Below are 24415 nucleotides of genomic sequence, written 5' to 3'. Positions count from 1 at the left end.
GAGGTTTCGAATGCATCGTGATCGACGCATAGTGCGCCGGCCGACACCTGTCACTGGGCGATTGGCGCGCCCGATCATCGACGATGGCGGCGGGCCAGCCTCGCGAGGGAGGTCGCGGCCTGAAATGTGGCAGAGCGAAATATGGCGGAAGGGCTGCGACGGCGCGGGCGATGCGCCGGAGGGTTGGTTGCGGGGGTAGGATTTGAACCTACGACCTTCAGGTTATGAGCCTGACGAGCTACCGGGCTGCTCCACCCCGCGCCAACATCGCGCACCGGACGTCGCCGGCGCGCCGCTTATGTAGCAACATGACTGTCATATGGGAAGCCCGCCGTGGCGAATAATCTCCTCGTTTCTCACAGCCTTGCCGTGCCGGGTCCCCGCCTCGACAAGCTCGCGCAATCCGGCGACATGCACGTCCCGGATGTGCTGCGGAACGTCGCCCGCGCGGCGCTCGGCGAGGCGCGCGGCGCCATCGTGGACCCCGGGCTCGACGAGGCCACGGCGATTCATGACTTCCGCAAGGGCATGAAGCGCTGGCGGGCGCTGCTGCGGCTGGTCGAGCCGTTTCTCGGCGACGAGGGCCGGCGGCTGCGGGTGGAGGCGCGCGATCTCGCCCGCCTGCTGGCGGGCGCTCGCGATGCCCGCACGGCGCTCGACGCCCTCGCCGACCTCGGCAAGCTCCAGGATCAGCCGCCGCTGTCGCCCCGCACGGTGGCCTCGATAACCGACCGCCTCGACGCCGTGCGGACGCAGGCCGAGGGCGCCTCGCTGACCCCGGAGACCCGCGCCCATATCGACGCGCTGCTGACCGCCGCCAGCGAGGGCACCAAGTACTGGCCGGTCGGCGACGTCGACTTTCGCGCCCTCGCCGCCGAGGTGGCGCGCCATTATCGGCGGGTCCGCGACGCCATCCCGGAGGATTGGCACGGCAGCGATCCGGAGGCGCTGCACGGGCTGCGCCAGAGGGTGGTGATCCATCGCTACCAGATGGAGGTGATCGCGCCGCTGTGGCCGCGCTTCGGCGAATTCTGGATCGGCGAGGCGCAGCGTCTGCGCGACCGCCTCGGCCACCATCAGGACCTGATCATCCTGGCCGATTTCACGGCGCCGCACGGCCCGCTGGCGCCGTGGCGCTCGCGGCTCCTGCCGCTGATCACGGCGCGGCGCGCCGAGCACGTCACGGTCGCGGCGCGGATCGCCGGCCGCCTGTTCGCCGATTCGCCGCGGAGCTTCCGCCGGCGCCTGCTGGCGTTGTGGGACCACCGGGCGCCCTGACGCTCCGCCGGGCGGACCGCTGTCCCGCCTGGAACGCCCGCGCCGGCGCCGACGTTGGCCGGAAGCGGCCCCGCTGGCCCTCCGCGGCCACCCCGGCGGCCGGGGAGATGCCTGTCCTGGACACGGTCGAGGTCCTGCTTCGGCTCGCCGCCGCCACGGTGGCCGGCCTCATTCTCGGGCTCAACCGCGGCCTCCGCAACAAGCCGGTCGGCATGCGGACGCTGGCGCTGGTGGCGCTCGGCGCCGCCACGGTGGCGGTCGGCGCCATGCAGGTCGACGGCATGATCGGCCATCCCGACGCGGCGAGCCGCGTCGTCCAGGGCGTCATCCAGGGCATCATGACCGGCATCAGCTTCATCGGCGCCGGGGTGATCCTCCGCGATTCCGGCGCCGGCCGGGTGCGCGGCCTGACCACGGCGGCCACCGTGTGGATGAGCGCCGCGCTGGGCATCGCCTGCGGGCTCGGTGGCTGGCGCACCGCCGGCATCGCCATCGCGATCGCGCTGTTCGTGCTCGTCGTCATCCAATGGATCGAGCGGCTCACCGGCCGTGAAGAGGGCGAGCAGCCGTGACCCGGCGGCAGCGGCACGATTCCCCGCCGCTCGCGCCGGCGTGAACCGCAGCCCGCTTCCGGGACACCGACCGGCAGGCATACACTGCGGTGCCCGGCTCCTCCGGGACCGTTCGGGTCGGTGCAAGCCGGCGAGGCGTCATGGCCGCAACTCCCCAATCGCGTTCGGGCATCGCCGCCGCCTGGGTCGTCCTGACGGTGGCTGCCGTGCTGACGGCCGCCGCCGTCCAAGGCCAGCCGGTCGGCCAGTTGGCGCCGCTGCCCGATCCGCCCGACACGGTGTACGCGACCGGCGACGCCGCGATCGACGAGCCGACCAAGCGCAGCCTCGCCACCACCGAGGCGTTCCGCGCCTTCCTGCCGGTGTCGGTCGATCTTTCGGCCGGCATGCCGCCGCCCGGCCGCCAGGGCCGGCTGCCGTCCTGCACCGCCTGGGCGGTCGCCTATGCGGCGCGCAGCTACTATGTCTCGACCGCCGAGGGACGCGACATCCGCCAGGCCGGCAACATCCCGAGCCCGGCCTATGTGTACCACCTCGCCCGGGCGGCCGAGTGCGGCGGCACCAACTTCGTCCGCAATGTCGAGGTGCTGCGCCGCGGCGCCCCGTCGATGGCGTCCTACCCCTATGTGGACCAGTGCGTCGCCCCGCCCGGCCCCGACGCCACCGCCCGGGCCGAGGACTTTCGCGTCCGCGGCTATCGGCGCATCGATCTCGCAAGACTCGACGACATCAAGGGCCAGCTCGCGCTGTCCAACCCGGTGCTGATCTCGTTCGCCGACAGCGTCGCGTTCCAGCGCCACCGCGGCGACGCGGTGTTCACCGAGCCCGATTTCGTCGCTCCGCGGGGCTGGCACGCCATGACGCTGACCGGCTACGACGACCGTCGCCAGGCGTTCCGGCTGATCAACTCGTGGGGCCAGGGCTGGGGTGACCGGGGCTATGCCTGGGTGAGCTACGACACCATCCGCCAGCGGGTCCGCGAGGCCGGCATTCTGGACGTGCCGCGGCCGGCCCGGCCGCCCGCCACCCCGGTGCCGCCGCCGGCTCCGCCTCCCGTGCCGCCGCCGATCGCGACCCCGGTGTCGCCGCCGGTGCGCCCGCCCGCCGGCGAGCCGGTGGTCGCCGGGCTTCCGGAGTTGCAGCGACTGCCCTGCGCCCGGGTGACGGCCCGCCGGATCGGCAGCGGCACCGAGCTGTCCGGCTTCGTCGCTTCGGCCGAGGATCTCGACACGGTGCGCCGCGCTGCCGCGCTGCGGCCCGGCACCACGGTCGGCGACGTCGTGGTGGCGCCGTGGCCGCAATGCGAGGCGATGCAGACCCTCGACGATGCTCTCGTGGCGCCCGACCGGCCGGCGGTCGACATCGGCGGGCGGGTGGTGCTGCGCGACGGCGATCCCCTGCGCATCACGGTGCGCACGCCGCGTCGCGCCCGCTATCTCTATGTCTCGTATGTGCAGACCGACGGCTCGCTGGTGCATCTCGTGCAGCCGCGCGGCGCGGTGCCGGAGCCGGTCGCACCGGATCGGCTGATGGTGTTCGGCGACGGCTCGGACGGCCGGGCGCGGGCGACCGTCAGCGGCCCGTTCGGGCGCGAGATGATCATCGCCATCGCGTCGGCGGCGCCGCTGTTCCCGCGCGAGCTGCCGACCCGGCAGACCGAGCGTGAGTATCTGTCGGCGCTGCGGCGCGCCCTGATCCACCAGCCGTCGGCGGCGGCGGCCGGTGTCGCGGCCGAGCGCGAGGTGGCCGCCACGGTGCTGAGCCTGGAGACGCGGCCGCGCTGACTGCGTCTCGCGAAAGGGAAACGGGCCGGTCGCGAGGCGGCCGGCCCGTGGGGTGTCGGCGAGGCTCGTCGGTCAGGACGAGCGGAACCACGGCCGCGGCTCCGGCACAGCGCGCGGCTCGGGCTCGCGTTCGCGCCGAGGCTCCGGGGTACGCCGCCACATCCAGTCGACGGCCCGCTGGACCTCGGTGTCGCGCTGCGCCCGCGCTGGAGCCGCCGGAGCGGCGCGCACCGCGTCGCGATGCGCGGCCGGCTCGTCCGTGTGGTCGGCCTGTCGGTGTGCGGTGGCGGCGCCGGTCCAGTTGGCAGCGAGATAGCGGGTTCCGACCAGCACCACGGCGGCGCCCACGATGGCGCCGAGCGCGATGGCGAAGGTGTGATCGGCGCCGACGATCCCGAGATGCGGCACCGCGACGGCGCCCGCCACGGCACCGATGAGGCCGGCGATCACCTCGACCAGCGGGTTGGTGCCCGGCTCGCCGGCGACGATCCGGCCGAACCAGCCGGCCGTGAGGCCGATCAGGGCCACCAGGATCAGGGTCTCGAAAGGCAGGGTCATGCTGTTCTCCGTCGGCCTGCTGCGGGGGTCGCGCGAGGCGCCGCCTCCTACGACGGCGACGGCGTGCCGGCGACTCACCACGATGTCGCGGTGGCGCCGAGGACCGGCGGCGCCGCGGGTATCGCGGCGTCAACCGTGGCGAGGGGCCAGTGTTCCGGCGGCGGGGCTCAGGGGAGCAGCAGGGCGCGCACCAGCGAGCCCACGCGCCGCATCAATCGCCGCAGCGGGCGGCGGCGAGCCCGGATCGACGGCTCCGGGTCCGCATCGGCGAGCCGCAGCCCGACCCGGGTGACGCGGCCCTTCGCCTCGGCATGGACCACGAGCGCGATGGAGCCGAGCGGCAGCACGTCGCCGGGCTGCGGCGGATGGCCCAGACGGGCGGCGAAGTGGTCGGCCAGCGTGGTGCCGCGGTCGGCCGGCGCGATGGCGAGGCCGTAGATCTCGCCGAGCGATCCGAGCGTGATGTCGCCGCCGACGAAGAAGTCGCCGAGCAGCCGCGGGTCGGGCTTCTGCGGTGGCGGCATGTCGACGAAGAAGCGGTCGAGCACCTGGGCCTTCTCGGGCGGCGCCAGGAGATAGATGTGGTCGCCCGGCTTGATCGGGCCGGCCTCGGCGGCGGCCAGCACCCGCTCGTCGCGCACCACCAGCACCGGCTTGGCCCAGGACGGGACGATCTTGCGGCGCAGATAGGGGTTGTTGGTTCCGACATGGTAGCCGACCAGCTCCTGCTCGAGCTGGCCGGGGAGATCGAGCTCGACCCGCCGGGGGGCGGGCTCGCTGCGCGGCAGGGCGATGCGCAGCCAGCGCGCCGCCGGTGCCAACGTCCAGCCCTGCACCAACAGCGACACCAGCACCACCACGAAGCCGATGTTGAAGTAGAGCTGGGCGTTGGGCAGCTCGACGAGGAGCGGAATCGAGGCGAGGAAGATCCCGACCGCCCCCCGCAGGCCGACCCATGAGATGAAGACGCGCTCCCGCCACGAGAAGGGAAACGGTGCCAGGCAGAGCAGCACCGCCACGGGCCGTGCGAAGAACATCAGGGCGGCGGCGACCGCCAGCGCGGCGCCTGCATTGGCCAGCAGCCGCTCGGGCCAGGCCAGCAGCCCGAGCAGGACGAACATGACGATCTGGGCCAGCCAGGTGGCGGCGTCCAGGAACGCGATGACGGTGTTGTGGGCGCGGGTCGGCCGGTTGCCGACGATCAGCCCGGCCAGGTAGACGGCGAGGAAGCCGGAGGCGTGCAGCGCCTGCCCGACCCCGAACACCGTCAGGGCCGCCGTGGTGACGAACGGCGCGTGCAGGCCCTGCGGCAGCGCCAGGCGGTTGAGCGCCAGCACGGTGGCGCGGCCGCCGATCAGCCCGAGCACGGCGCCGCCGACGCCCTGGCCGAGCAGGCTCAGCACGATCGACGGCCACGGGCGGTCACCGGCGACCAGCAGCTCGACCAGCAGGATGGTCAGGAAGATCGCCAGCGGGTCGTTGGTGCCCGACTCGATCTCGATGGTGGCGGCGACGCGTGGTCGCAGGCGCAGGCCGCGGCCACTGAGCAGGAAGAACACCGCGGCGGCGTCCGTCGAGGCCACCACCGAGCCGACCAGCAGGGCTTCGAGCCAGCTCAGTTCGAGCAGGTACACCACCACCGGCGCCGTGAGCGCGGCCGTGAAGAACACGCCGATACTGGCGAGCGTCAGGGACGGCGCCAGCACGCTGCGGAAGGTGGCGAAGCGGGTGCGCAGGCCGCCGTCGAACAGGATCAGGGCGAGGGCGACCGAGCCGACCAGATAGGCGAGCCGCACGTCGTCGAAGCGCACGCCGCCCGGCCCGGCCTCGCCGGCCGCCATGCCGAGCAGAAGGAACACCAGCAGCAACGGGGCGCCGAAGCGCAGAGCCACCAGGCTGGACAGGATACCGACGAGCACCAGCAGGGCGCCGAGCAGGATCGAGAGGCTGACGGTGTCGAGTGCGTCCATCGGGCCGGTGGCACGTCCATCAGATCGGGTGCGTGGGATTCGCCGACACGATACGGGCGAACGCCTGGAAGAACCAGCCCGATGGAAAGCCGATTGCGACGCCGCCGCGCCGCACGGCGGCGGCGGCCGGGAGGGGCCGACGCTGGCCCTCCCCGGCTGCTCCGCCGCCTACTGCCGCTCAGAACGCGACCGTGTCGGGCCCCTTCAGGGCGAGGATCGCCCGGGCCTCGTCCGGGGTGGCGATCTGGAGGCCGAGGCCCTCGACGATCTGCCGCACCCGGGTGACCTGCTGGGCGTTGGAGGTGGCGAGCTTGCCGGGGCCGATCCACAGCGAGTCCTCGAGCCCGACCCGGACATTGCCGCCCATGGCGGCGGCCTGTGCGGCGATCGCCATCTGGGAGCGGCCGGCACCGAGCACCGACCAGCGATAGGTCTCCGGCCCGAGCAGCCGGTCGGCGGTCCGCCGCATCGCCATGACGTCCTCGGGATGGGTCCCGATGCCGCCCAGGATGCCGAACACCGACTGCACGAACAGCGGCGGCTCGACCAGCCCGCGGTCCAGGAAGTGGGCGAGATTGTAGAGGTGGCCGACGTCGTAGCACTCGAACTCGAAGCGGGTGCCGTTCTCCCGGCAGGTCCTGAGGACGAACTCGATATCCTTGAACGTGTTGCGGAAGATCAGGTCGCGCGTGCCCTCCAGATAGGCCCGCTCCCAGTCGTGCTTGAACTCCTTGAAGCGGGCGAGCATCGGGAACAGCGCGAAGTTGATGGAGCCCATGTTGAGGCTCGCCACCTCGGGCTTGAAGGTCGCGGCCGGCCGCACCCGCTCCTCCACCAGCATGGTGGGCGAGCCGCCGGTGGTGATGTTCACGATCGCCCCGCAGCCCGCCTTGATGGTGGGGAGAAAGCGGGCGAACGCCTCGGGCGACTGGTCGGGCCGGCCGGTCTCCGGGTTGCGGGCGTGCAGGTGCACGATGGCGGCGCCGGCCTCGGCGGCGCCGATCGCCGAGGCGGCGATCTCGTCGGGCGTCACCGGCAGGTAGGGCGACATCGACGGCGTGTGAATGGCGCCCGTGATGGCGCAGGTGATGATCACCTTGCGGCTGGTCGGGCTCTGGGTCGGGGCGGCCTTGGCCGCGTCGCTGGCCGACATGGAATGCGGTTCCTCGGTTGCGGTGGTGTCGGTCGGTTGCTTGTCGGTCGTGAGCTGGTCGGTGGTGAGCTGGTCGGTGGTGAGCGGTCGGTCGCCGCATGGCGCCGACGCCGGCGGGCAAGGGCCTGCCGCGACGAGCTTACATCGTTCGGGTGGTGTGACCAGTGCAGTGCACGCGACGCGGCGCCGGTGCGGCGCGTGTGAGGCGGATCACACGGGCCGGCGCGGCGTCCAAACCGCTGCCGGCGAGGGGGCGACGAATGGGGGAACGCGGCGGTCGCCGCGTCCAACCCCCACCGCGGCGATCACCGCCGTGAATACCGAGGAGACGACCATGTCGCTGACCACCAAGCTCGCCGCCGCCGCCATCGCCCTCGTCACCGTCGCGGGCGGGATCGCCGCCTCGACCGGCGAAGCCGCCGCCAAGCCGAAGTTCGGTCCCGCCATCGGCTTCGGCCTGGTCGCCGGCACCGCCATCGGGCTCGCCGCGGCGTCCTCGGCCTACGGCTATCCGGCCTACGGCTATCACGGCTACGGCCCGGGCTGCCGCTGGGTGCCGCGCTACAGCCCCTACGGCCATTATCTTGGCACCGTGCGGGTCTGCGGCTGGTGATGCCGCAAGGGGTGGGGCGGCGATGCGCCGCCCGCGCCTTTCGGCTCCTGGTCCGAGACTCCCGAGCCCGCCCGGCGCCCCCGGGAGGGCTTTCTCGTATCGGGCGACGATAGGCTTCAGGGCCGATCGATGCGATCAGGCGGTGCGCGATCAGGCGGTGCGGGCGATGCGGCCGGCCGGGTGCGGGCCGCCGGCCCGCAGGGCCGCCCGGTAGGCGGCGCCGGCCTCGTCGGGCTCGGCGCGGCGGCGCTCCCGGGTCTGCGGCAGGCCGCGGCTGGTGGCGATGAGCTGGGCCAGGAAGCTCGCCAGGTTGCGACCGGCGGGCCGCGGCGGCGGACGTGATTCGGCCTGCGACACGAGGGCGCGGCTGGTCGCGGCGGCGGGCTCGTCCGGCGTGACCGGCTCCACCGTCTCGACGCGGCGCAGCGGTCGCGGCGGCGGAACGGTGCCGCGGGACGCGCTGTCGATCGGCCTGATCGTCATCCTCCTGCTCCGAAACGGCACAGCCAGCGGGGACACCCGACCGAGTCGCAACGCGCGTGCCGCGTCGGCGGTTCGGGCGCGCCGCCGGAACGGCGCAGAGATTACCAATTGTTTAACCTGTTTGCCGTTAGGCTGTCGCCTACGCCGTCCGCCGCCCGCAGCGAGGATCGCTTCGACGTGACCCGAAACGAGACGATTGCCGGCCCGGCCGTCGCCGGGGGGGCCTCCACGCGGCCGGACGTGCCCGAGATCGGCCCGCTGGTGCTCGACGCCGGCGCCATTCTGAGGTCGGTCGGCGACGTTCCCTATGTCTGGGACATCGCATCCGACACGCTGGCCTGGGGCGACAACGCCGCCGACGTGCTGGGGCTGACCGAGGTCGAGGCGATGGCCACGGGCCGCGGCTTCGCCCGCCTGGTGGCACCCGATTGCCCGACCTCCCGCTTCGACGCGGTGATGCGGTCCGGCACCACCGACGCCGGCGGCGGCGCGCCCTACGTCGTCCAATATGCCCTGGTGCCGCCCGGCCGCAGCGGCGAGCCCCTGTGGGTCGAGGATGTCGGCCGCTGGTTCGCCGGCCCGCATGGCGATCCGGTGCGGGCCCACGGGGTGGTGCGGGTGATCACCGAGCGGCGCGCCCGCGAGGAGCGCCTCGCCTACCTGTCGCGCTACGACGACCTGACCGGCGAGATGAACCGCTGGCACCTCACCGAGGTGCTGGCCATCACCATCGAGGAGACGGTGCGCTGCCGCGAGTCCTGCGGCTTTCTGCTGCTCGCCGTCGACAATGTCGGACGCATCAACGAAGCGTATGGCTACGAGGTAGCCGACGAGGTGGTGGCCGCGGTGGCCAAGCGGCTGCGCGCCCGCATGCGCGGCGGCGACCATCTGGGCCGGTTCTCCGGCAACAAGTTCGGCATCATCCTCAAGAACTGCACGCCCGACGACATCAAGGTGGCGGCCGAGCGGCTGCTCGCCGGGGTGCGCGAGGGCGTGGTGCGGACCAATGCGGGGCCGGTCGCCGTCACCGCCTCGGTCGGCGGCGTCACCGTGCCGCGGCATGCCCGCACCGTGCACGACGTGCTCTTCCGCTCCAAGGAGGCGCTGGAGATCGCCCAGTCGAAGCGCTGCGGCTCCTTCCACGGCTACCAGCCGAACGTCGAGCGCGACGCGCTGCGGCGCGCCAGCGTGCGCACCTCGGACCAGATCATCACGGCGCTCAACGAGCGCCGCGTCCGCATCGCTTTCGAGCCGGTGGTCGGCACCGCCAGCCGGGCGGTCGCCTTCCACGAGTGCCTGATGCGCATCCGCCGGTCCGACGGCGGGCTGATCGGCGCCGGCGACATCGTGCCGATCGCCGAGCGGCTCGGCCTGATGCGGCTGCTCGATCACCGGGTGCTGGAGCTGGTGCTCGACGAGATGAAGCGGGTGCCGTCGCTGCGGGCGAGCGTCAACGTGTCGCCGGGCTCGACCGGCGATGCCGACTGGTGGGAGGCGCTGGCCGCCGGCCTGCGCGGTCATCCCGATCTGGCGCCCCGGCTGGTGATCGAGATCACCGAGACGGCGGCCATCCAGGACATCGACGAGACGCGCGGCTTCGTGGCCCGCGCCAAGGATCTCGGCTGCCGCGTCGCCATCGACGATTTCGGTGCCGGCTACACGTCGTTCCGCAACCTGCGCAAGCTCGGCGTCGACATCGTCAAGATCGACGGCGCCTTCGTGCAGCATCTCGCCCGTCAGCAGGACGATCGCGCCTTCGTGCAGACCTTCCTGGATCTGGCGCGCCGGCTCGGCCTGGAGACGGTGGCCGAATGGGTGCAGGACGAGGAGAGCGCCGCGCTGCTGGCCGCGTGGGGGTGCGACTACCTGCAAGGCAAGCTGATCGGCCTGGCGACGCTCGACCCGCCCTGGGCGATCGAGTCGCGGGCAGTCGAGTCGCGGGCGATCGATTCGCGCGCCACCGATCCGCGCGGAGCGGTCGCGCCGGCCGGGCGCCTGGTCGACGGCGCCTGCACGGTGGCGGCGCGCTGAGCGCCCTCCCGGCGCGAGCCGGGTCGGCCCGCTGCCGGGGGTGCGCCGCCGTCACGCCGCGTCGGCGAGGCCGCGCTTCCTCAACAGCGCATCGGCCTCCGGCAGGCGGCCGCGGAAACCCACATAGGCGTCGGCGGGATCGCGGGCATTGCCGGCCGCGTAGACGTGATCGCGCAGGCGCCGCGCGGTCTCCGGATCGAACACGTCGCCGGCCTCCTCGAACGCCGCGAAGGCATCGGCGTCCAGCACCTCCGACCACATGTAGCTGTAATAGGCGGCCGCGTAGCCGCCGCCCGCGAACACATGGGTGAAGTGCGGCGGCCGGTGCCGCATGACGATCTCGTCCGGCATGCCGATCCGGGCGAGCGCGTCGCGCTCGAACGCCTGCGGGTCGATGGCGGCCGCCGCCTCCGGCGTCAGCGTATGGAAGTCGAGATCGACCAGCGCCGAGGCGACGTACTCCACCGTGGCGAAGCCCTGGTTGAAGGTGCGGGCGCGCGCCAGCCGCTCGATGAGCGCGTCGGGCATCGGGGCGCCCGTCCGGGCGTGGCGGGCGAAGCGCTTGAGCACCTCGGGCCGCTCCAGCCAGTGCTCGTAGAGCTGCGACGGCAGCTCGACGAAGTCGGTGGCGACCGCGGTGCCGGAGAGCGTCGGATAGGTGACGTCCGAGAGGAGGCCGTGCAGCGCGTGGCCGAACTCGTGAAACAGCGTGCGGGCGTCGTCGAACGACAGGAGCGCCGGCTCGCCGGGCGCCGGCTTGGCGAAGTTGGTCACGTTGACGATCAGCGGCAGCACCTCGCCGTCGAGCCGCTCCTGCTTGCGCAGCGACGTCATCCAGGCGCCCGAGCGCTTGCTCGCCCGGGCGAAATAGTCGCCGAAGAACAGGCCGAGCGGCCGTCCGTCGGCGCCGGTCACCGCCCACACCCGCACGTCGGGATGCCACACCGGCACGTCGTGGCGCTCGGCGAAGGAGAGCCCGAACAGGCGATGGGCGACGTCGAAGGCGGCCGCGATCATGGCATCGAGCGGCAGATGGGCGCGCACCTCGTCCTCGTCGATACCGTAGCGCGCCCGCCGCAGCCGCTCGGCATAGAAGCGCCAGTCCCAGGCGGCGAGCAGCGTGTTGCTGCCGTCCTGGCGAATCATCTCCTGCATGGCGTCGCGGTCGGCGAGCGCCCGCGCCCGCGCCGGCCGCCACACCCGCTCGAGCAGATCGCGCACCGCCTCCGGAGTCTTGGCCATGGCGTCCTCCAGCCGGAACGCCGCGAAGCTGTCGTAGCCGAGAAGCCGGGCCCGCTCGGCCCGCAGCCGCACCGTCTCGGCGATGACGGCGGTGTTGTCGGTCGCGCCGCCGCCCTCGCCGCGCGCCGCCCAGGCCCGGAACGCCTGCTCGCGCAGATCGCGCCGCTCGGCCGCGCGCAGGAAGCCCTCGACGCTGGCGCGGGCGAGCGTGACGGCGAAGCGGTCCGGATGGCCGCGCTCGGCCGCGGCGGCGCGGGCCTCCTCGCGAGCCGCCGGCGACAGGCCGGCGAGGTCGGCCTCGTCGAGCAGCAGCACGAAGGACTGCTCGTCGGCGAGCACGTTCTGGCTGAAGGTGGTGCCGAGGGTGGCGAGCCGCTGGGTGATCTCGGCGAGCCGCGCCTTGGCGGCGGCATCGAGCCCAGCCCCGGAGCGGCGGAAGGTGATGCGATAGCGATCGAGAAGGCGCGCCTGCTCGGGACCGAGGCCGGCGCTGTCGCTGAGCGCGGTCAGCCGGGCCCACAGCCGCGCATCGGTGCGGATCGCGTTGGCATGCGCGGCGAGCCGCGGCGCCAACGTGCGCTCCAGCGCCAGGAGGGCGTCGTTGGTGTGGGCGCCGGCGAGCACGTAGAAGACCGAGGCGACGCGGGCGAGCGTGCGGCCGCTGCGCTCCAGCGCCGCCACGGTGTTGTCGAAGGCCGGCGGCTCGGGATTGGAGGCGATCGCTTCGATCTCGGTGCGGTGCTCGGCGAGCGCGGCCGTGAAGGCGGGCTCGAAATGCTCCGGCGCGATGGCCGCGAAGGGTGGCGCCCCGAACGGTGCCGTCCAGTCGGCGAGGAGTGGATTGCCGGCACCGCCGCTCGTGGAGGTGTGATGTGTCATGAAGCACCGCCTCGGATACTGGTAAGGGGATCGGGCTCGCCCGGCACCCGAGGTCGGGCGGGCGGCCGATCGGCAACCGCCCCGCCCACCGATCCGACGGGGACCCACACGGGAGGACCGCATGCGCAATATAGTGGCCGTCGCCGCCATCGCCATCGCGTTCGGGCTGCTCGGGACACCGCTTCTCGCGCCCGCCGCGACGGCGGCCACCGCCGGAGCCGGCGCGATCGGCACCGCCTCCACCTCCGCCTCGATTCTGCACCAGGTTCCGTGCGCGGTGCGCCGCGTCTGCAACCGTCGCGGCTGCTGGGCTCGTCGCGTCTGCTGGTGAGCGGCCCGCCGCGGCCCGCGACTCCGGTGCACCGTGCCGGCCGGGCGCCTCCGCCACCGGCTCACGGTGAGCCAAGTGCACGGGCTTGACCGCGTCCGGGTTTCATGGAGAGTCCGGCCGGACGAAAGGATCTGCCCGTGCTCGACACCGTTTCGGCTCCGCGCCGCATCCTCTGGAAGAACGTCACCACGGTGCTCGGCGCCGCCATCCTGATCGGCGCCGAGGTGTTCGGGGCCGGCTTCGCGGGCGGCTGGGCGATCGCCAACCTGCTCGGCCTCGGCGACTACGGTGTCTATGGCTTCCAGGCGCTGCTGATGGGGCTGGGCGCCATCGTCATGGTGCAGTTCGTCCGCCACGGCATGCGGATCGAGCCGTTCACGCGGCGCGGCTGACGGATCGCCCGGAGGGCTGCCGGGGCTGCCGAGCAGACGGCGAGCCGCACCAGGTGTGGCACGTCGGACACTGGTTAAGTCCTCGCGAACTTTTTCAAAAAAATTCTCGCTCGGCAGGCCGGACGGGCGGCCGAAACGTCTTGCACCCCCCGTTCAAATCACCTAAGTGACCCCTGCCCAATTTCGCACGTGCCTGTGGCCGTGTGTCGATCGGTGGGCATCCGGACAAGAGGCCGGACAGCCGCCCGGAGCGAGATCGGCAGATCGCGAGATCCCGATCATCAGAGCTCCGACCACTTGATCGACAGCCGGAGGCGAAACCGGCGCACCCCGTCCTCAGCGGGGGACGCGGCTTAAAGCAACGACGGAGCGGGCTTTTTTGGTCCTGCCGGCATTCCACCGCCGGTCGGGGCGCCGAAGAGGCTTGTTCATCATTGCCGGGCGTGCGGATCGGGGCCTCCCCTTTCCAATCCAAGGCAGCACGGACGGTCGAAGAGCCGTTCACGACGCACGCGTCCCCATCGCGCGTGGTCGTGGAGGCGTCTCCGGCCGCACTCACCGCGAGGCCGTTCGCCGGCCTCCACCTAGCCTGTTGGGGAGAGCGCCATGACCGAGCGCATCCGCGAGTTTCTGCGCCACCGCCGTGAGGACGGCCCGTGCCTCGTCGTCGACCTCGACGTGGTCCGCGACAACTACATGGCGTTCGCGCACGCGCTGCCGGACACCCGGGTGTTCTACGCCGTCAAGGCGAATCCGGCCCCGGAGGTGCTGTCGCTACTGGCCTCGCTCGGCTCGTGCTTCGACACCGCCTCGGTGCCGGAGATCGAGATGGCGCTCGCCGCCGGTGCCGCGCCGGACCGCATCTCGTTCGGCAACACCATCAAGAAGGAGCGCGACATCGCGCGCGCCTTTGCGCTCGGCGTGCGCCTGTTCGCGGTCGACAGCACCGCCGAGGTCGAGAAGGTGGCGCGCGCCGCGCCGGGCGCGCGGGTGTTTTGCCGCTTCCTCTACGACTGCGCCGGGGCCGAGTGGCCGCTGTCGCGCAAGTTCGGCTGTGACGCCGCCATGGCGGTGGACGTGCTGGAGCACGCCCACCGGCTGGGCCTGGAGGCGTATGGCGTGTCGTTCCACGTCGGCTCGCAGCAGCGCAACGTGCGGTCCTGGGACCGGGCGCTGAAGTCGGCCGGCGCCATCTTCCGCGCCTGCGCGGAGCGCGGCATCCACCTCTCGATGGTCAACCTCGGCGGCGGCTTCCCGACCAAGTACCTGAAGGACGTGCCGGCGGTGGAGACCTACGGCCGCTCGATCTTCCGGGCGCTGCGCAAGCACTTCGGCAACGCCATCCCGGAGACCATCATCGAGCCGGGCCGCGGCATGGTGGGCAATGCCGGCGTGATCGAGACCGAGGTGGTGCTGGTGTCGACCAAGAGCGCCGCCGACGAGACCCGCTGGGTCTATCTCGACATCGGCAAGTTCGGCGGTCTCGCCGAGACGATGGACGAGGCGATCCGCTACCCGATCCGCACGCCGCGGGACGGTGATCAGGTCAGCGCCTGCGTGCTCGCCGGCCCGACCTGCGATTCGGCCGACGTGCTGTACGAGAAGAACCCGTATCCGCTGCCGGTGAGCCTGGAGATCGGCGACAAGCTGCTGATCGAAGGGACCGGCGCCTACACGTCGACCTACTCGGCGGTGGCGTTCAACGGCTTCGCGCCGCTGAAAACCTACCACATCTGAGTCGTCCCGAACCTCGGCCCTTCACCTCTCCCCGCGCGCGGGGAGAGGTCGGACCGCGCGCGCGTGCGGTCCGGGCGAGGGGCGTTTCGGCGGGCGCCGAACCGCCGCAGCCCTCGCCCCCGATCCTCTTCCCGCTTCGGGGAGACGGAGAAGCGGCGCCAAATCCGCCGTCCATCCCGTCAGGTCACACGCGCCGCCTCGTCGCGGCTGTGGAGGGACCCATGATCATCATCCGTCCCGAGCGCCCGTCCGACGTCGCAGCCCGCGAGGCCCTGCTCGACCGCGCCTTCGGCCCCGGCCGCTTCGCCAAGACCTCCGAGCGCCTGCGCGCCGGCAACACGCCGGCCGCCGGGCTCGCGCTGGTCGCCACCGAAGCCGGCCCCGCCCGAGGGTCCCGCGTGGTCGGCACCGTCCGCCTGTGGCCGGTCGCGGCCGGCGGCCGCGACGTGCTGCTGCTGGGGCCGCTGGCGGTCGAGCCCGACCGCCAGGGCGAGGGCATCGGGGCGGCACTGATGCATCAGGTGCTCGAACTGGCGCATCAGCTCGGCCATGCCGCGGTGCTGCTGGTCGGCGACGCGCCTTACTACGCGCGCTTCGGCTTCTCGGCGGCGGCGACCGGCGCCCTGGCGATGCCGGGACCGTTCGAGCCGGCGCGCCTGCTCGGCCGCGAGCTGGTCCCCGGCGCCCTCGCCGGCGTGGCCGGGACGATCACCCGACGGCCGGCGGCCGCGCCGCCGCGCCAGCCCACCATTCGCCCGGCCCGGCGCAAGGCCGGCGGGCGCGGTGCAGGAGTGCGGCATGCGGCTTGATTCGCCCCGTCGTTTGTCGTTCACGAAGGCACGCCAGTGTCCCGGCATCGCGGGCGCCCCCGTCCCCCGCGGGTGACGCCCGTCCTGCCGCTTCGCCATCCACCCACGTCGTTCGGAGTACCCGACCAATGACCACCTGGCCCGTGCATGGCCGCATCGACGGCCCCATCGTCATGATCGGGTTCGGCTCGATCGGAAAGGGAGTCCTGCCACTGATCGAGCGCCACTTCGCGTTCGACAAGTCGCGCTTCGTCGTGATCGACCCGTGCGACACCGACCGCGGCCTGCTCGACGAGCGCGGCATCCGCTTCGTCCACGAGGCCGTCACCCGCGACAACTACCGGGCGCTGCTGACGCCGCTGCTGACCAAGGGCGAGGGCCGCGGCTTCTGCGTCAACGTGTCGGTCGACACCTCCTCGGTCGCCCTCATGGAGCTCGCCCGCGAGCTCGGCTGCTTCTACATCGACACGGTCGCCGAGCCGTGGCCCGGCCTCTACTTCGACAAGTCGGCGCCGCCCTCGGCGCGCACCAACTACATGCTGCGCGAGAGCGTACTGGAGGCGCGGCGTCGCCATCCGGGCGGCATCACCGCGGTGTCGTGCTGCGGTGCCAATCCCGGCATGGTGTCGTGGTTCGTCAAGCAGGCGCTGCTCGACATCGCCCGCGACACCGGCGTGGAGACCGTCGTGCCGAAGACCCGCGAGGGCTGGGGCCGGCTCGCCCACAAGCTCGGCGTCAAGGGCATCCACATCGCCGAGCGCGACACCCAGCGGGCCAAGCACCCGAAGCCGCGCAACGTGTTCGTCAACACCTGGTCGGTCGAGGGCTTCCTGTCGGAAGGCATGCAGCCGTCCGAGCTCGGCTTCGGCACCCACGAGACCTGGAGGCCCGAGAACGCCCGCACCCACGAGACGGGCTGCGGCGCCGCCATCTATCTGCTCCAGCCCGGCGCCAACACGCGGGTGCGCTCGTGGACGCCGACGCCGGGGCCGCAATACGGCTTCCTGGTCACCCACAACGAGTCGATCTCGATCGCCGACTACCTGACCGTGCGTGACGGGGACCGCGTCGTCTACCGGCCGACCTGCCACTACGCCTATCATCCGTGCGACGACGCCGTGCTGTCGCTGCACGAGCTGTACGGCCGCGCCGGCCGCCGCCAGGACAAGATCCACATCCTCGACGAGACCGAGATCGTCGACGGCATCGACGAGCTGGGCGTGCTGATCTATGGCCACGCCAAGAACGCTTACTGGTACGGCTCGCAGCTCTCCATCGACGAGACCCGCGAACTGGCGCCGTATCAGAACGCGACCGGCCTCCAGGTCACCTCGGCGGTGCTGGCCGGTATGGTGTGGACGCTGGAGAACCCGGAGGCCGGCATCGTCGAGGCCGACGATCTCGACTTCCGCCGCTGCCTGGAGGTCCAGCGCCCCTATCTCGGCCCGGTGATCGGCACCTACACGGACTGGACGCCGCTCACCGACCGCCCGGGCTTCTTCCCCGAGGACATCGACACCAGCGATCCCTGGCAGTTCCGCAACGTGCTGGTGCGCTGACGGCGCGCAGAAGCGGGGCAGCGCCGCGCGCGTTCCCTCTCCCCGCAGGCGGGGAGAGGTGAGGCTCGGCGCATCTCCGCCGAGCGCGCGCTATCCCTGCAAGCCTTGGACGATCGGCATGCGGGCGGCGCGGATCGCCGGCAAGAGGCCGCCGATCAGGCCGACCACCAGCGCGAGCGCGATGCCCTGGCCGATCAGGGTGGGCGTCAGCCTGAAGCTGAACACCACCTGGGTGAAGCTCGCCCCGAGCGTCGAGGCCGAGAAGCCGTCGAAGATCAGCCAGGCGAACAACGCCCCGAGCACGCCCCCGATGGCGGCGAGCAGGAGCGATTCGACCAGCGTGCCGACGAAGGCCGGAAAGCCGCCGAAGCCGATCGCCCGCAGCGTCGCGATCTCGACCGAGCGCGACGCCACCGACGAGTACATGGTGTTCAGCGCGCCGGCGAGTGCACCGAGCGCCATCGCGATGGCGAGCGGCCAGCCGAGCTTCTGGATCAGGTCGGAGGTCTCGGACGACTGGTCGGCGAAATAGTCCTTCTCGGACTTGACCTCGAGCTTGAGGCGCGGATCGCCGTCATTGTAGGCGACGAGCTGCGTCAGCGCGTCCGGTCCGGTCAGCCGCATCCGCATGGTCTGGAACACGTTGTTGCGGTTGAACAGGCTCTGCACCACCGGCAGGTCGGCCCAGATCTCCGACTCGAAGACGCTGCCGTCGGCCTCGAAGATGCCGACCACCGTCCAGTTTCCGCTGGCCAACCGCACCGTGCGGCCGAGCTCGAAGCCCTCGAACTCGCGCAGCAGGCTCTTGCCGACCACCACCTCGTTGCTGCCGGGCGCGAACATCCGGCCCTCGGTGATGCGGATGCCCTGGCGCACCGCGGCACCCTGCTCGCCGATGCCGCGCAGCGGCAGGTTGGCCTTGGTCTGGCTCGACCGCTTGATGCCGTCGACCACCAGGTACAGCTCGGCGGAGGAGACCGGCTTGCCCTGGGCGTCGCGCACGAGGCCGGGCGCATCCTCCAGCAGCCGCACCTGATCGCGCCCGATGACGCTGTTGACCTCGGCCCGCGCCCCGGCCCGCAGCGCGATGGCGACGTCGTCGGCGCCCGAGCTGGCGAGTGTGCGGCGGAAGCCGGCCGCCATCGACAGGAACGACAGCAGCACCATGACGACGAGCCCCACCGCCACCACGGTGGAGAGCGACAGCCAGAACCGCTGCGGGATGCTGGCGAGATTGATGCGGGTGACCGCGAGGACCTGTCGGAGCATGTCAGCCGCGCCCCATGCCGTCGGCGATCCGCAGCCGGAACGCATTGAGGGCCGGCACCAGGCCGGTGGCGAGGCCGAGCAGCACCATGAAGCCGATGGCCGCCGCGACGATGCCGGGGCTCAGCGACAGGCCGGGGATGAAGTTGCCGAGGCTCTGGCTCATCGCGCGGGTCGCCAGCCAGGCCAGCAGCAGCCCGGCGGTGCCGCCGATCAGCGCCAGGAGCAGCGTCTCGCCGAGCACCAGGCGCAGCACCCGGCCGCCCGAGAAGCCGAGCGTCTTGAGCACCGCGATCTCCCGGGTGCGCTCGCGGATCGCCATCACCATGGTGTTGCCGACGATCATCAGGATGGTGACGAAGGCGGCGCCGACGACGAGCTGGACGATCAGCGCGATGTTGCCGAGCTGGGCCACGAACGCCTTGTTGAACGCCTTCTCGGTGTCGGTCGCGGTCTCGTAGGGCGAGTTGGCGAACATCGCGTCGATGGTCTTGGCGACCTGGTCGTTGAGGGCCGGCGAGGCGGTGTTGAGCACCAGCCAGCCGATGGTGTCCTTGCCGAACGAGCGGGTCTCGTCGAAATAGGCGTACTGGATCAGCATCAGCGTGGTGTCGGCCTGCGGCTTGTTCTTGCCGAAGATGCCCACGATGGTGACGTCCCAGGCGGTCGAGCCGTTCTTCTGCGAGAAGATGCTGGACGAGATCGGGATGCGGTCGCCGACCTTCCAGCCCCATTTGGCGGCGAGCTGCTCGCCGACCAGCGCGCCGGTGCGATTGCGCACGAACGCTTCCGTCATCTCCGGCGTGAAGGCGTATTCGCTGGAGATCAGCTTCAGATAGCTCGCCGGCTCCACCGCCATCACCACCGTGAAGTTCTTGGGGTCCTGGTAATAACCGCCGAACCAGTTGGCGAAGGTGACGTGCCGCACGCCCTCCACGGCGGCGACGCGGTTGAAGTAGGCGATCGGCAGCGGCTGCGTGAAGTTGATCTTGTTGACCACCACCAGCCGGTCGGCCTCCGACACCTCCTCGCCGGCGTTGAAGGCGCGCTCGAACGCCGCCAGCACGCCGAAGATCGCGAAGGCGACCAGGATCGAGACGATCATCAGGATCGCCCGCAGCTTCTTGCGGAACAGGTTCTTGCGGATCAGCAGGAAGTCGTTCACGCGGCCAGCTCCTTCTCCTCGAAGTGACCCTTGTCGAGGTGGAGGGTGCGGCGGGCATAGCGGGCCGCGGCGGGATCGTGGGTGACCATCACGATGGTCTTGCCGAGATCGCGGTTGAGCGCCTTCAGCATGCCGAGGATCTCGTCGGCGGAGGTGCGGTCGAGGTCGCCGGTCGGCTCGTCGCACAGCAGGAGCTCGGGGTCCGACACGATGGCGCGGGCGATGGCGACGCGCTGCTGCTGGCCACCCGACATCTCGCGCGGATAGTGCTTGGCGCGATCGGCGAGATTGACGATGGTCAGCGCGGTCTCGACGTGGCGGCGCCGGTCGGCCTTGCCGAGCCGGGTGAGCAGCAGCGGCAGCTCGACGTTCTGGGCCGCGGTGAGCATCGGCATCAGATTATAGAACTGGAACACGAAGCCGATATGGGCGGCGCGCCAGGCCGACAGCTCGCCTTCCGACAGCGCGTCGATGCGCGAGCCGGCGACCTGCACCTCGCCGGTGTCGGGTCGGTCGATACCGCCGAGCAGGTTGAGCAGGGTCGACTTGCCGGAGCCCGACGGCCCCATCACGGCGACGAAGTCGCCGGCCGGGATCGCGAGGTCGAGCTTGTCGAAGATGGTGATGGCATCCTTGCCTTTGACGAAGCCTTTGCTGACGCCGGCGAGACGAACGAGGGGCAGGTCGGACATCGACGCATTCTCTCCGGTACGGGCGGGGGTTCGGCGGGTTATCGGGCCGCGGTGGCATTCGCCGCGGGCGACCCGGAATCCGCCGGGGCGGGTGTGGGCAGGGACGAAGCGGACGCCGGGCTCGGCGCTGCGGCGGTCTCGTTCTCCACGAAGATCACCTTGACGGCCATGTCGGGCAGCACCCGCGGGTCCTTCTCACGCAGGCCGATGCGCACCTTCACGGTGGCCTTCTCGCGGTTGGCGGTCGGCACGATGGCGATCACATAGGCGGGAATCGTCCAGTCCGGATAGGCGTCGAGCGTCGCCCGGACGGCGCCGCCTTTCTGGACGCGGCCGATGAACGCCTCGTTGACGTCGACCTCGATCTCGATCGACGCCATGTCGACGATGGTGCAGATGCCGGTGCGGGTGAAGCTGCCGCCGGCCGACATCGGCGACACCATCTCGCCGGCCTGGGCGCTGCGGTCGACGACGACGCCGGCGAACGGTGCCTTGACGCTGTGCTGCTCCAGCACCTCGCTCCAGCGCTGGGTCTCCAGCCGCGCGGTGGCGAGCTGAGCCTGCGCCTGGGCGAGCTGGGCGCGCAGAACATGGACGCGCGCCCGGGTGCGGGTGAGATCGGCTTCGCTGGCGAAGTTCTTCTGCGACAGGCTTTCGGTCCGGGTGAAGATGCGCTCGGCCTCGGCCAGATCCGCCGTGATGGCATTGACGGCGGCCTCGGCGGCCGTGCTGCGCGAGCGCGACAGCGCCAGGTCCGTCTCGACGAGCTTGCTGTAGATGCGGGCCACCACCTGGCCCTGCTCCACCACCATGCCCTCCTCGACCAGCACCTCGGTGACCTTGCCGGTGATCTCGGCCGCCACCGTCGCCTTGCGGCGGGCGACCACATAGCCGGAGGCCGACAGGCCGCTGCGCGGCCGCGCCGCCGGGGCGGCCGTCGGGGCGCTCGCCGGAGCCTGGCCGGAGGTGGTCGCGGGCGCCGGCGCCGTGGCGGCGACCCCGGTCGCCGGGGGCGGGGCGGAGCTGTCGCGCGGGACGAGAAGCCAGACGGCGGCGGCGGCGGCGAGGCCGGCCACGAGCCCGCCGGCCAGGATCGGCCACGGCCTCCGGCGACGGGGCGGCGCCGCCGGGGTGCTGCGATCGATCGACAGCGAATGCAACAGGCGGGTCCTGTCGTCCATGAGGTGCTCCGAGAACCACGCCGGCGCGGTCCGGATGGCTGATGACAACGCTCGCCGCACCGTCATGCCGTGACGGGCCGCGAGGCCGCCACGGCTTAACGAGCGACCGCGGGATCACGACACGGTGCGAACGGGCGCCGACCGCGGAGCCTTGAGATACGGCTGCGACGCAACTAGCGCAACATCATGACCGCCCCATGGTGACCGCCCAGGGTCGGACCTTCGGTCCGCCACATCCGCCGGATGCCGGCTTGCGCATCGGGCTACCGCAGCCGGAGGGTGCAGTCCGAGGGCGTCAGTCATCAGGCGCAGTGAAGTAAGGCGAGGGCGGCGGCGACGCGGTCGTCAGCCGACCTCGATCCGCGCCACCGCGCCCGGCATCGGCCGCCCGAGTGCGGGCTCCAGGCTCGGCACCAGCCGGCGCTTCTCGCGCCGGGCCGGGATGCTGCGATAGACCTGCTTGGTCGCCTCGACGATGTGGACCCCGGCGAACGGCATCGACAGAGTCGCGCCGGTGCGCTCCCACGCCACCGCCGAGCGCATGAACCAGCGCCGCCCGATGGGTGGCATGTAGAGCGCCTCGCCCCAGGAGGTCGGCGTGAACGAGGATTCACGCAACAGGTGGACGATCTGCGAGCGCGAATAGGGCCGGCCGTAGCCGAACGGCGTCGTGTCCATGCGGGCCCACAGGCCGCGTCGGTTGGGGATCACCACCAGGATGCGGCCGCTGGACGACAGCACGCGCCACACCTCTCGCAAGAGCGACAAGCCGTCCTCGGCCATCTCCAGCGCATGGACGAGGAGCACCCGGTCGACGGCGGCATCGGTGAGCGGCAGGTCGTATTCCTCGACCAGCGCCGCCAGGGTCGGCCGCGCCGATGGCCAGCGCACGACCCCCTGCTGGGCCGGCATGAAGGCGAGGCACCGTTCGGCGTGCTCGCGGAACAGGCCGAGATAGGGGGTGGGGTAACCGATGCCGAGCACCCGCTGGCCGCGGGTGTCGGTCCAGCGGGCGCGAATGCCGCGGCCGATGAAGCGGCGCGCCACCGTGCCGAGTTGCTGGGCGTAGAAATTACGCAGATCGACGACGTCGAGCGACATGGACCAATCGCGATGACCGAGACGGCCGGCGGCGGGCCGGACATCCGGGAGGAGGAGCAGCGGACGTCCCGGGCGGGAGCCGGCTCCTTCGGGGCGTCGCGCGGATCATGCCCGGTCGCGGGCGCATCCGGCAACCGCGACGTCGTCGGTCGCATCCAGGGGCGGCATCCGGCGCCGCAGCCCGTCGAAACGAAGCGGGGCGGCGTGAGGCGGGCCGGCCTGGTGCCGTCCGCCTCCACCCCGCCCCACCAGTACTGATCCGAGTACGGCGTTTTTCGTCTAGCGGACGGGCGGCGGCGCCGCCCGTCCGGAGTCCGTGCGCGCCGATCAGCGCTCCACGCACATGGCGATGCCCATGCCGCCGCCGATGCACAGCGTGGCGAGGCCCTTCTTGGCGTCGCGCTTGGCCATCTCGTGCAGCAGCGTCACCAGCACGCGGGTGCCGGAGGCGCCGATCGGATGGCCGAGCGCGATGGCGCCGCCGTTGACGTTGACCTTGGAGGTATCCCAGCCGAGGTCCTTGTTGACCGCCAGCGCCTGCGCCGCGAACGCCTCGTTGGCCTCGATGAGGTCGAGGTCCTCGTGCCGCCAGCCGGCCTTCTCCAGCGCCTTGCGGGAGGCCGGGATCGGGCCGGTGCCCATGACGGCGGGATCGACGCCGGCATGCGCCCACGAGACGATGCGGGCGAGGATCGGGTGGCCGCCCTTCTCGGCGTCGCTGCGGCGCATCAGCACCACCATGGCGGCGCCGTCGTTGATGCCGGAGGCATTGGCGGCGGTCACCGAGCCTTCCTTGTCGAAGGCCGGGCGGACCTTGGCCATCTGGTCGATGGTGGCGCCGTGACGCGGGAACTCGTCGGTGTCGACCACCACGTCGCCCTTCCTGGACTTGATGGTGACCGGCACGATCTCGTCCTTGAAGCGGCCGGCCTTCTGGGCGGCCTCGGCCTTGTTCTGCGAGCCGACCGCGAACTCGTCCTGCTCCTGCTTGGTGATCTGCCAGCGCTTGGCGACGTTCTCGGCGGTGACGCCCATGTGATAGCCGTGGAAGGCGTCGAACAGGCCGTCCTTGAGCATCGAGTCGGCGAGTTCGAGGCTGCCCATCTTGGTGCCGCTGCGCAGATAGGCGAGATGCGGCGCCAGCGTCATCGACTCCTGGCCACCGGCGACGACGACGCGGTTGTCGCCGTCGAGCAGCTGCTGGGCGCCGAGCGCCACCGTGCGCAGGCCCGAGCCGCAGAGCTGGTTGATGCCCCAGGCCGGCGCCTCGACCGGAATGCCGGCGCCGATCGACGCCTGACGGGCCGGGTTCTGGCCCTGGCCGGCGGCGAGGATCTGGCCGATGATGACCTCGTTGACGTCGGTCGGGGCCAGCTTGGCGCGCTCGAGGGCGGCCTTGATGGCGATCTTGCCCAGCTCGTGCGCCGGACGGGTGCTGAACGCACCGTTGAAGTTGCCGACCGGCGTGCGCGCCGCACCGACGATGACGATTTCCTCTGCCATGTTCCAAGGCTCCCTGGTTCCGATGGACGGCCGTCGCGGCGATGACCGCCGGACGCACCGCGTGGTGTCGCGGGCCCGGTTCTGCCGTGACCTCGATTATCGCTTGTTCTCGGTGA

At 71.8% G+C, this 24415-nt stretch carries 22 protein-coding genes and 1 tRNA gene; 11 read left to right on the top strand and 12 right to left on the bottom strand.

The features are described from left to right. Positions 1-184 precede the first annotated feature (184 nt). Positions 185-261 (bottom strand) — tRNA-Met (locus ACFQUV_RS18895). A 72-nt stretch (positions 262-333) separates the two neighbouring features. Here ACFQUV_RS18895 and ACFQUV_RS18890 point away from each other — a divergent pair. The 3 genes from ACFQUV_RS18890 (at position 334) to ACFQUV_RS18880 (ending at position 3634) form a co-directional block, all read left to right on the top strand. Further along, positions 334-1278 carry a CHAD domain-containing protein gene (locus ACFQUV_RS18890; protein ID WP_129607294.1) on the top strand — a complete coding sequence of 315 codons (945 nt, stop codon included), beginning with the start codon at positions 334-336 and terminating at the stop codon, positions 1276-1278. Between the two features lie 107 nt (positions 1279-1385). Further along, on the top strand, positions 1386-1850 hold the full coding sequence (locus ACFQUV_RS18885; protein WP_129607295.1) for an MgtC/SapB family protein: 465 nt from the start codon (positions 1386-1388) through the stop codon (positions 1848-1850). Between the two features lie 140 nt (positions 1851-1990). Beyond that, positions 1991-3634: a C1 family peptidase gene (locus ACFQUV_RS18880; RefSeq protein WP_129607296.1), complete on the top strand. Its 1644-nt coding sequence runs from the start codon at positions 1991-1993 to the stop codon at positions 3632-3634. A gap of 72 nt (positions 3635-3706) precedes the next feature. Here ACFQUV_RS18880 and ACFQUV_RS18875 read toward each other — a convergent pair whose 3' ends face one another. The 3 genes from ACFQUV_RS18875 to ACFQUV_RS18865 all read right to left on the bottom strand — a co-directional run bounded on the left by ACFQUV_RS18875 (position 3707) and on the right by ACFQUV_RS18865 (position 7315). Continuing rightward, the gene (locus ACFQUV_RS18875; RefSeq protein WP_129607297.1) at positions 3707-4192 is read right to left on the bottom strand and encodes a GlsB/YeaQ/YmgE family stress response membrane protein; all 486 of its coding nucleotides are present in this window, start codon (positions 4190-4192) and stop codon (positions 3707-3709) included. Positions 4193-4359: 167 nt separating this feature from the next. After that, positions 4360-6162, bottom strand: coding sequence for a potassium/proton antiporter (locus ACFQUV_RS18870; RefSeq protein WP_129607298.1), 1803 nt, complete (start codon positions 6160-6162; stop codon positions 4360-4362). Positions 6163-6340: 178 nt separating this feature from the next. After that, on the bottom strand, positions 6341-7315 hold the full coding sequence (locus ACFQUV_RS18865; protein WP_129607299.1) for a 3-keto-5-aminohexanoate cleavage protein: 975 nt from the start codon (positions 7313-7315) through the stop codon (positions 6341-6343). A 334-nt stretch (positions 7316-7649) separates the two neighbouring features. On the opposite strand from ACFQUV_RS18865, the gene ACFQUV_RS18860 reads away from it, so the two are divergent. After that, a complete protein-coding gene (locus ACFQUV_RS18860) occupies positions 7650-7928 on the top strand; it encodes a hypothetical protein (protein ID WP_111388418.1) in 279 nt (92 codons plus the stop codon). A gap of 150 nt (positions 7929-8078) precedes the next feature. Here the strand turns inward: ACFQUV_RS18860 and ACFQUV_RS18855 are convergent, their stop codons facing one another. Continuing rightward, on the bottom strand, positions 8079-8411 hold the full coding sequence (locus ACFQUV_RS18855) for a hypothetical protein (RefSeq protein ID WP_129607300.1): 333 nt from the start codon (positions 8409-8411) through the stop codon (positions 8079-8081). Positions 8412-8588: 177 nt separating this feature from the next. Between ACFQUV_RS18855 and ACFQUV_RS18850 the strand changes: the two genes are divergently transcribed. Next, positions 8589-10442 carry an EAL domain-containing protein gene (locus ACFQUV_RS18850; protein ID WP_129607301.1) on the top strand — a complete coding sequence of 618 codons (1854 nt, stop codon included), beginning with the start codon at positions 8589-8591 and terminating at the stop codon, positions 10440-10442. Between the two features lie 51 nt (positions 10443-10493). On the opposite strand, the gene ACFQUV_RS18845 is transcribed toward ACFQUV_RS18850, so the two are convergent. Further along, complete coding sequence (locus ACFQUV_RS18845; protein ID WP_129607302.1) at positions 10494-12563, bottom strand: M3 family metallopeptidase; 2070 nt, start codon at positions 12561-12563, stop codon at positions 10494-10496. A 121-nt stretch (positions 12564-12684) separates the two neighbouring features. On the opposite strand from ACFQUV_RS18845, the gene ACFQUV_RS18840 reads away from it, so the two are divergent. The 5 genes from ACFQUV_RS18840 (at position 12685) to ACFQUV_RS18820 (ending at position 17391) form a co-directional block, all read left to right on the top strand. Beyond that, the gene (locus tag ACFQUV_RS18840; protein WP_129607303.1) at positions 12685-12894 is read left to right on the top strand and encodes a hypothetical protein; all 210 of its coding nucleotides are present in this window, start codon (positions 12685-12687) and stop codon (positions 12892-12894) included. 104 nt (positions 12895-12998) lie between these two features. Then, positions 12999-13286 (top strand): hypothetical protein, encoded by a 288-nt coding sequence (locus tag ACFQUV_RS18835; RefSeq protein WP_129607304.1) that lies wholly within the window; start codon positions 12999-13001, stop codon positions 13284-13286. Between the two features lie 606 nt (positions 13287-13892). Continuing rightward, on the top strand, positions 13893-15023 hold the full coding sequence (locus ACFQUV_RS18830; RefSeq protein ID WP_111387687.1) for a type III PLP-dependent enzyme: 1131 nt from the start codon (positions 13893-13895) through the stop codon (positions 15021-15023). A 221-nt stretch (positions 15024-15244) separates the two neighbouring features. Beyond that, on the top strand, positions 15245-15832 hold the full coding sequence (locus tag ACFQUV_RS18825; protein WP_129607305.1) for a GNAT family N-acetyltransferase: 588 nt from the start codon (positions 15245-15247) through the stop codon (positions 15830-15832). 128 nt (positions 15833-15960) lie between these two features. After that, positions 15961-17391, top strand: a complete 1431-nt coding sequence (locus ACFQUV_RS18820) for a homospermidine synthase (RefSeq protein WP_129607306.1) — start codon at positions 15961-15963, stop codon at positions 17389-17391. 90 nt (positions 17392-17481) lie between these two features. Here ACFQUV_RS18820 and ACFQUV_RS18815 read toward each other — a convergent pair whose 3' ends face one another. The 5 genes from ACFQUV_RS18815 to ACFQUV_RS18795 form a co-directional block, all read right to left on the bottom strand. Beyond that, positions 17482-18660, bottom strand: coding sequence for an ABC transporter permease (locus tag ACFQUV_RS18815; RefSeq protein WP_129607307.1), 1179 nt, complete (start codon positions 18658-18660; stop codon positions 17482-17484). Position 18661: 1 nt separating this feature from the next. Further along, positions 18662-19822 (bottom strand): ABC transporter permease, encoded by a 1161-nt coding sequence (locus tag ACFQUV_RS18810; protein WP_129607308.1) that lies wholly within the window; start codon positions 19820-19822, stop codon positions 18662-18664. Next, a complete protein-coding gene (locus ACFQUV_RS18805) occupies positions 19819-20514 on the bottom strand; it encodes an ABC transporter ATP-binding protein (protein ID WP_111387914.1) in 696 nt (231 codons plus the stop codon). The genes ACFQUV_RS18810 and ACFQUV_RS18805 overlap by 4 nt, the downstream gene beginning before the upstream one ends. A 38-nt stretch (positions 20515-20552) precedes the next feature. Beyond that, positions 20553-21695 (bottom strand): efflux RND transporter periplasmic adaptor subunit, encoded by a 1143-nt coding sequence (locus tag ACFQUV_RS18800; RefSeq protein WP_129607309.1) that lies wholly within the window; start codon positions 21693-21695, stop codon positions 20553-20555. 345 nt (positions 21696-22040) lie between these two features. Beyond that, positions 22041-22796: a methyltransferase domain-containing protein gene (locus tag ACFQUV_RS18795; RefSeq protein ID WP_111388774.1), complete on the bottom strand. Its 756-nt coding sequence runs from the start codon at positions 22794-22796 to the stop codon at positions 22041-22043. 12 nt (positions 22797-22808) lie between these two features. Between ACFQUV_RS18795 and ACFQUV_RS18790 the strand changes: the two genes are divergently transcribed. Continuing rightward, positions 22809-23054 (top strand): hypothetical protein, encoded by a 246-nt coding sequence (locus tag ACFQUV_RS18790; protein ID WP_129607310.1) that lies wholly within the window; start codon positions 22809-22811, stop codon positions 23052-23054. 69 nt (positions 23055-23123) lie between these two features. Here ACFQUV_RS18790 and ACFQUV_RS18785 read toward each other — a convergent pair whose 3' ends face one another. Beyond that, positions 23124-24299, bottom strand: coding sequence for an acetyl-CoA C-acetyltransferase (locus ACFQUV_RS18785; protein ID WP_129607311.1), 1176 nt, complete (start codon positions 24297-24299; stop codon positions 23124-23126). Positions 24300-24415 lie beyond the last annotated feature (116 nt).

The sequence above is a fragment of the Rhodoplanes sp. P11 genome, assembly GCF_964266735.1.
GTDB lineage: Bacteria > Pseudomonadota > Alphaproteobacteria > Rhizobiales > Xanthobacteraceae > Rhodoplanes > Rhodoplanes serenus.
The sequence above is the reverse complement of the archived record's forward strand: the minus strand, read 5'-3'. Positions and strand labels throughout refer to the sequence as shown.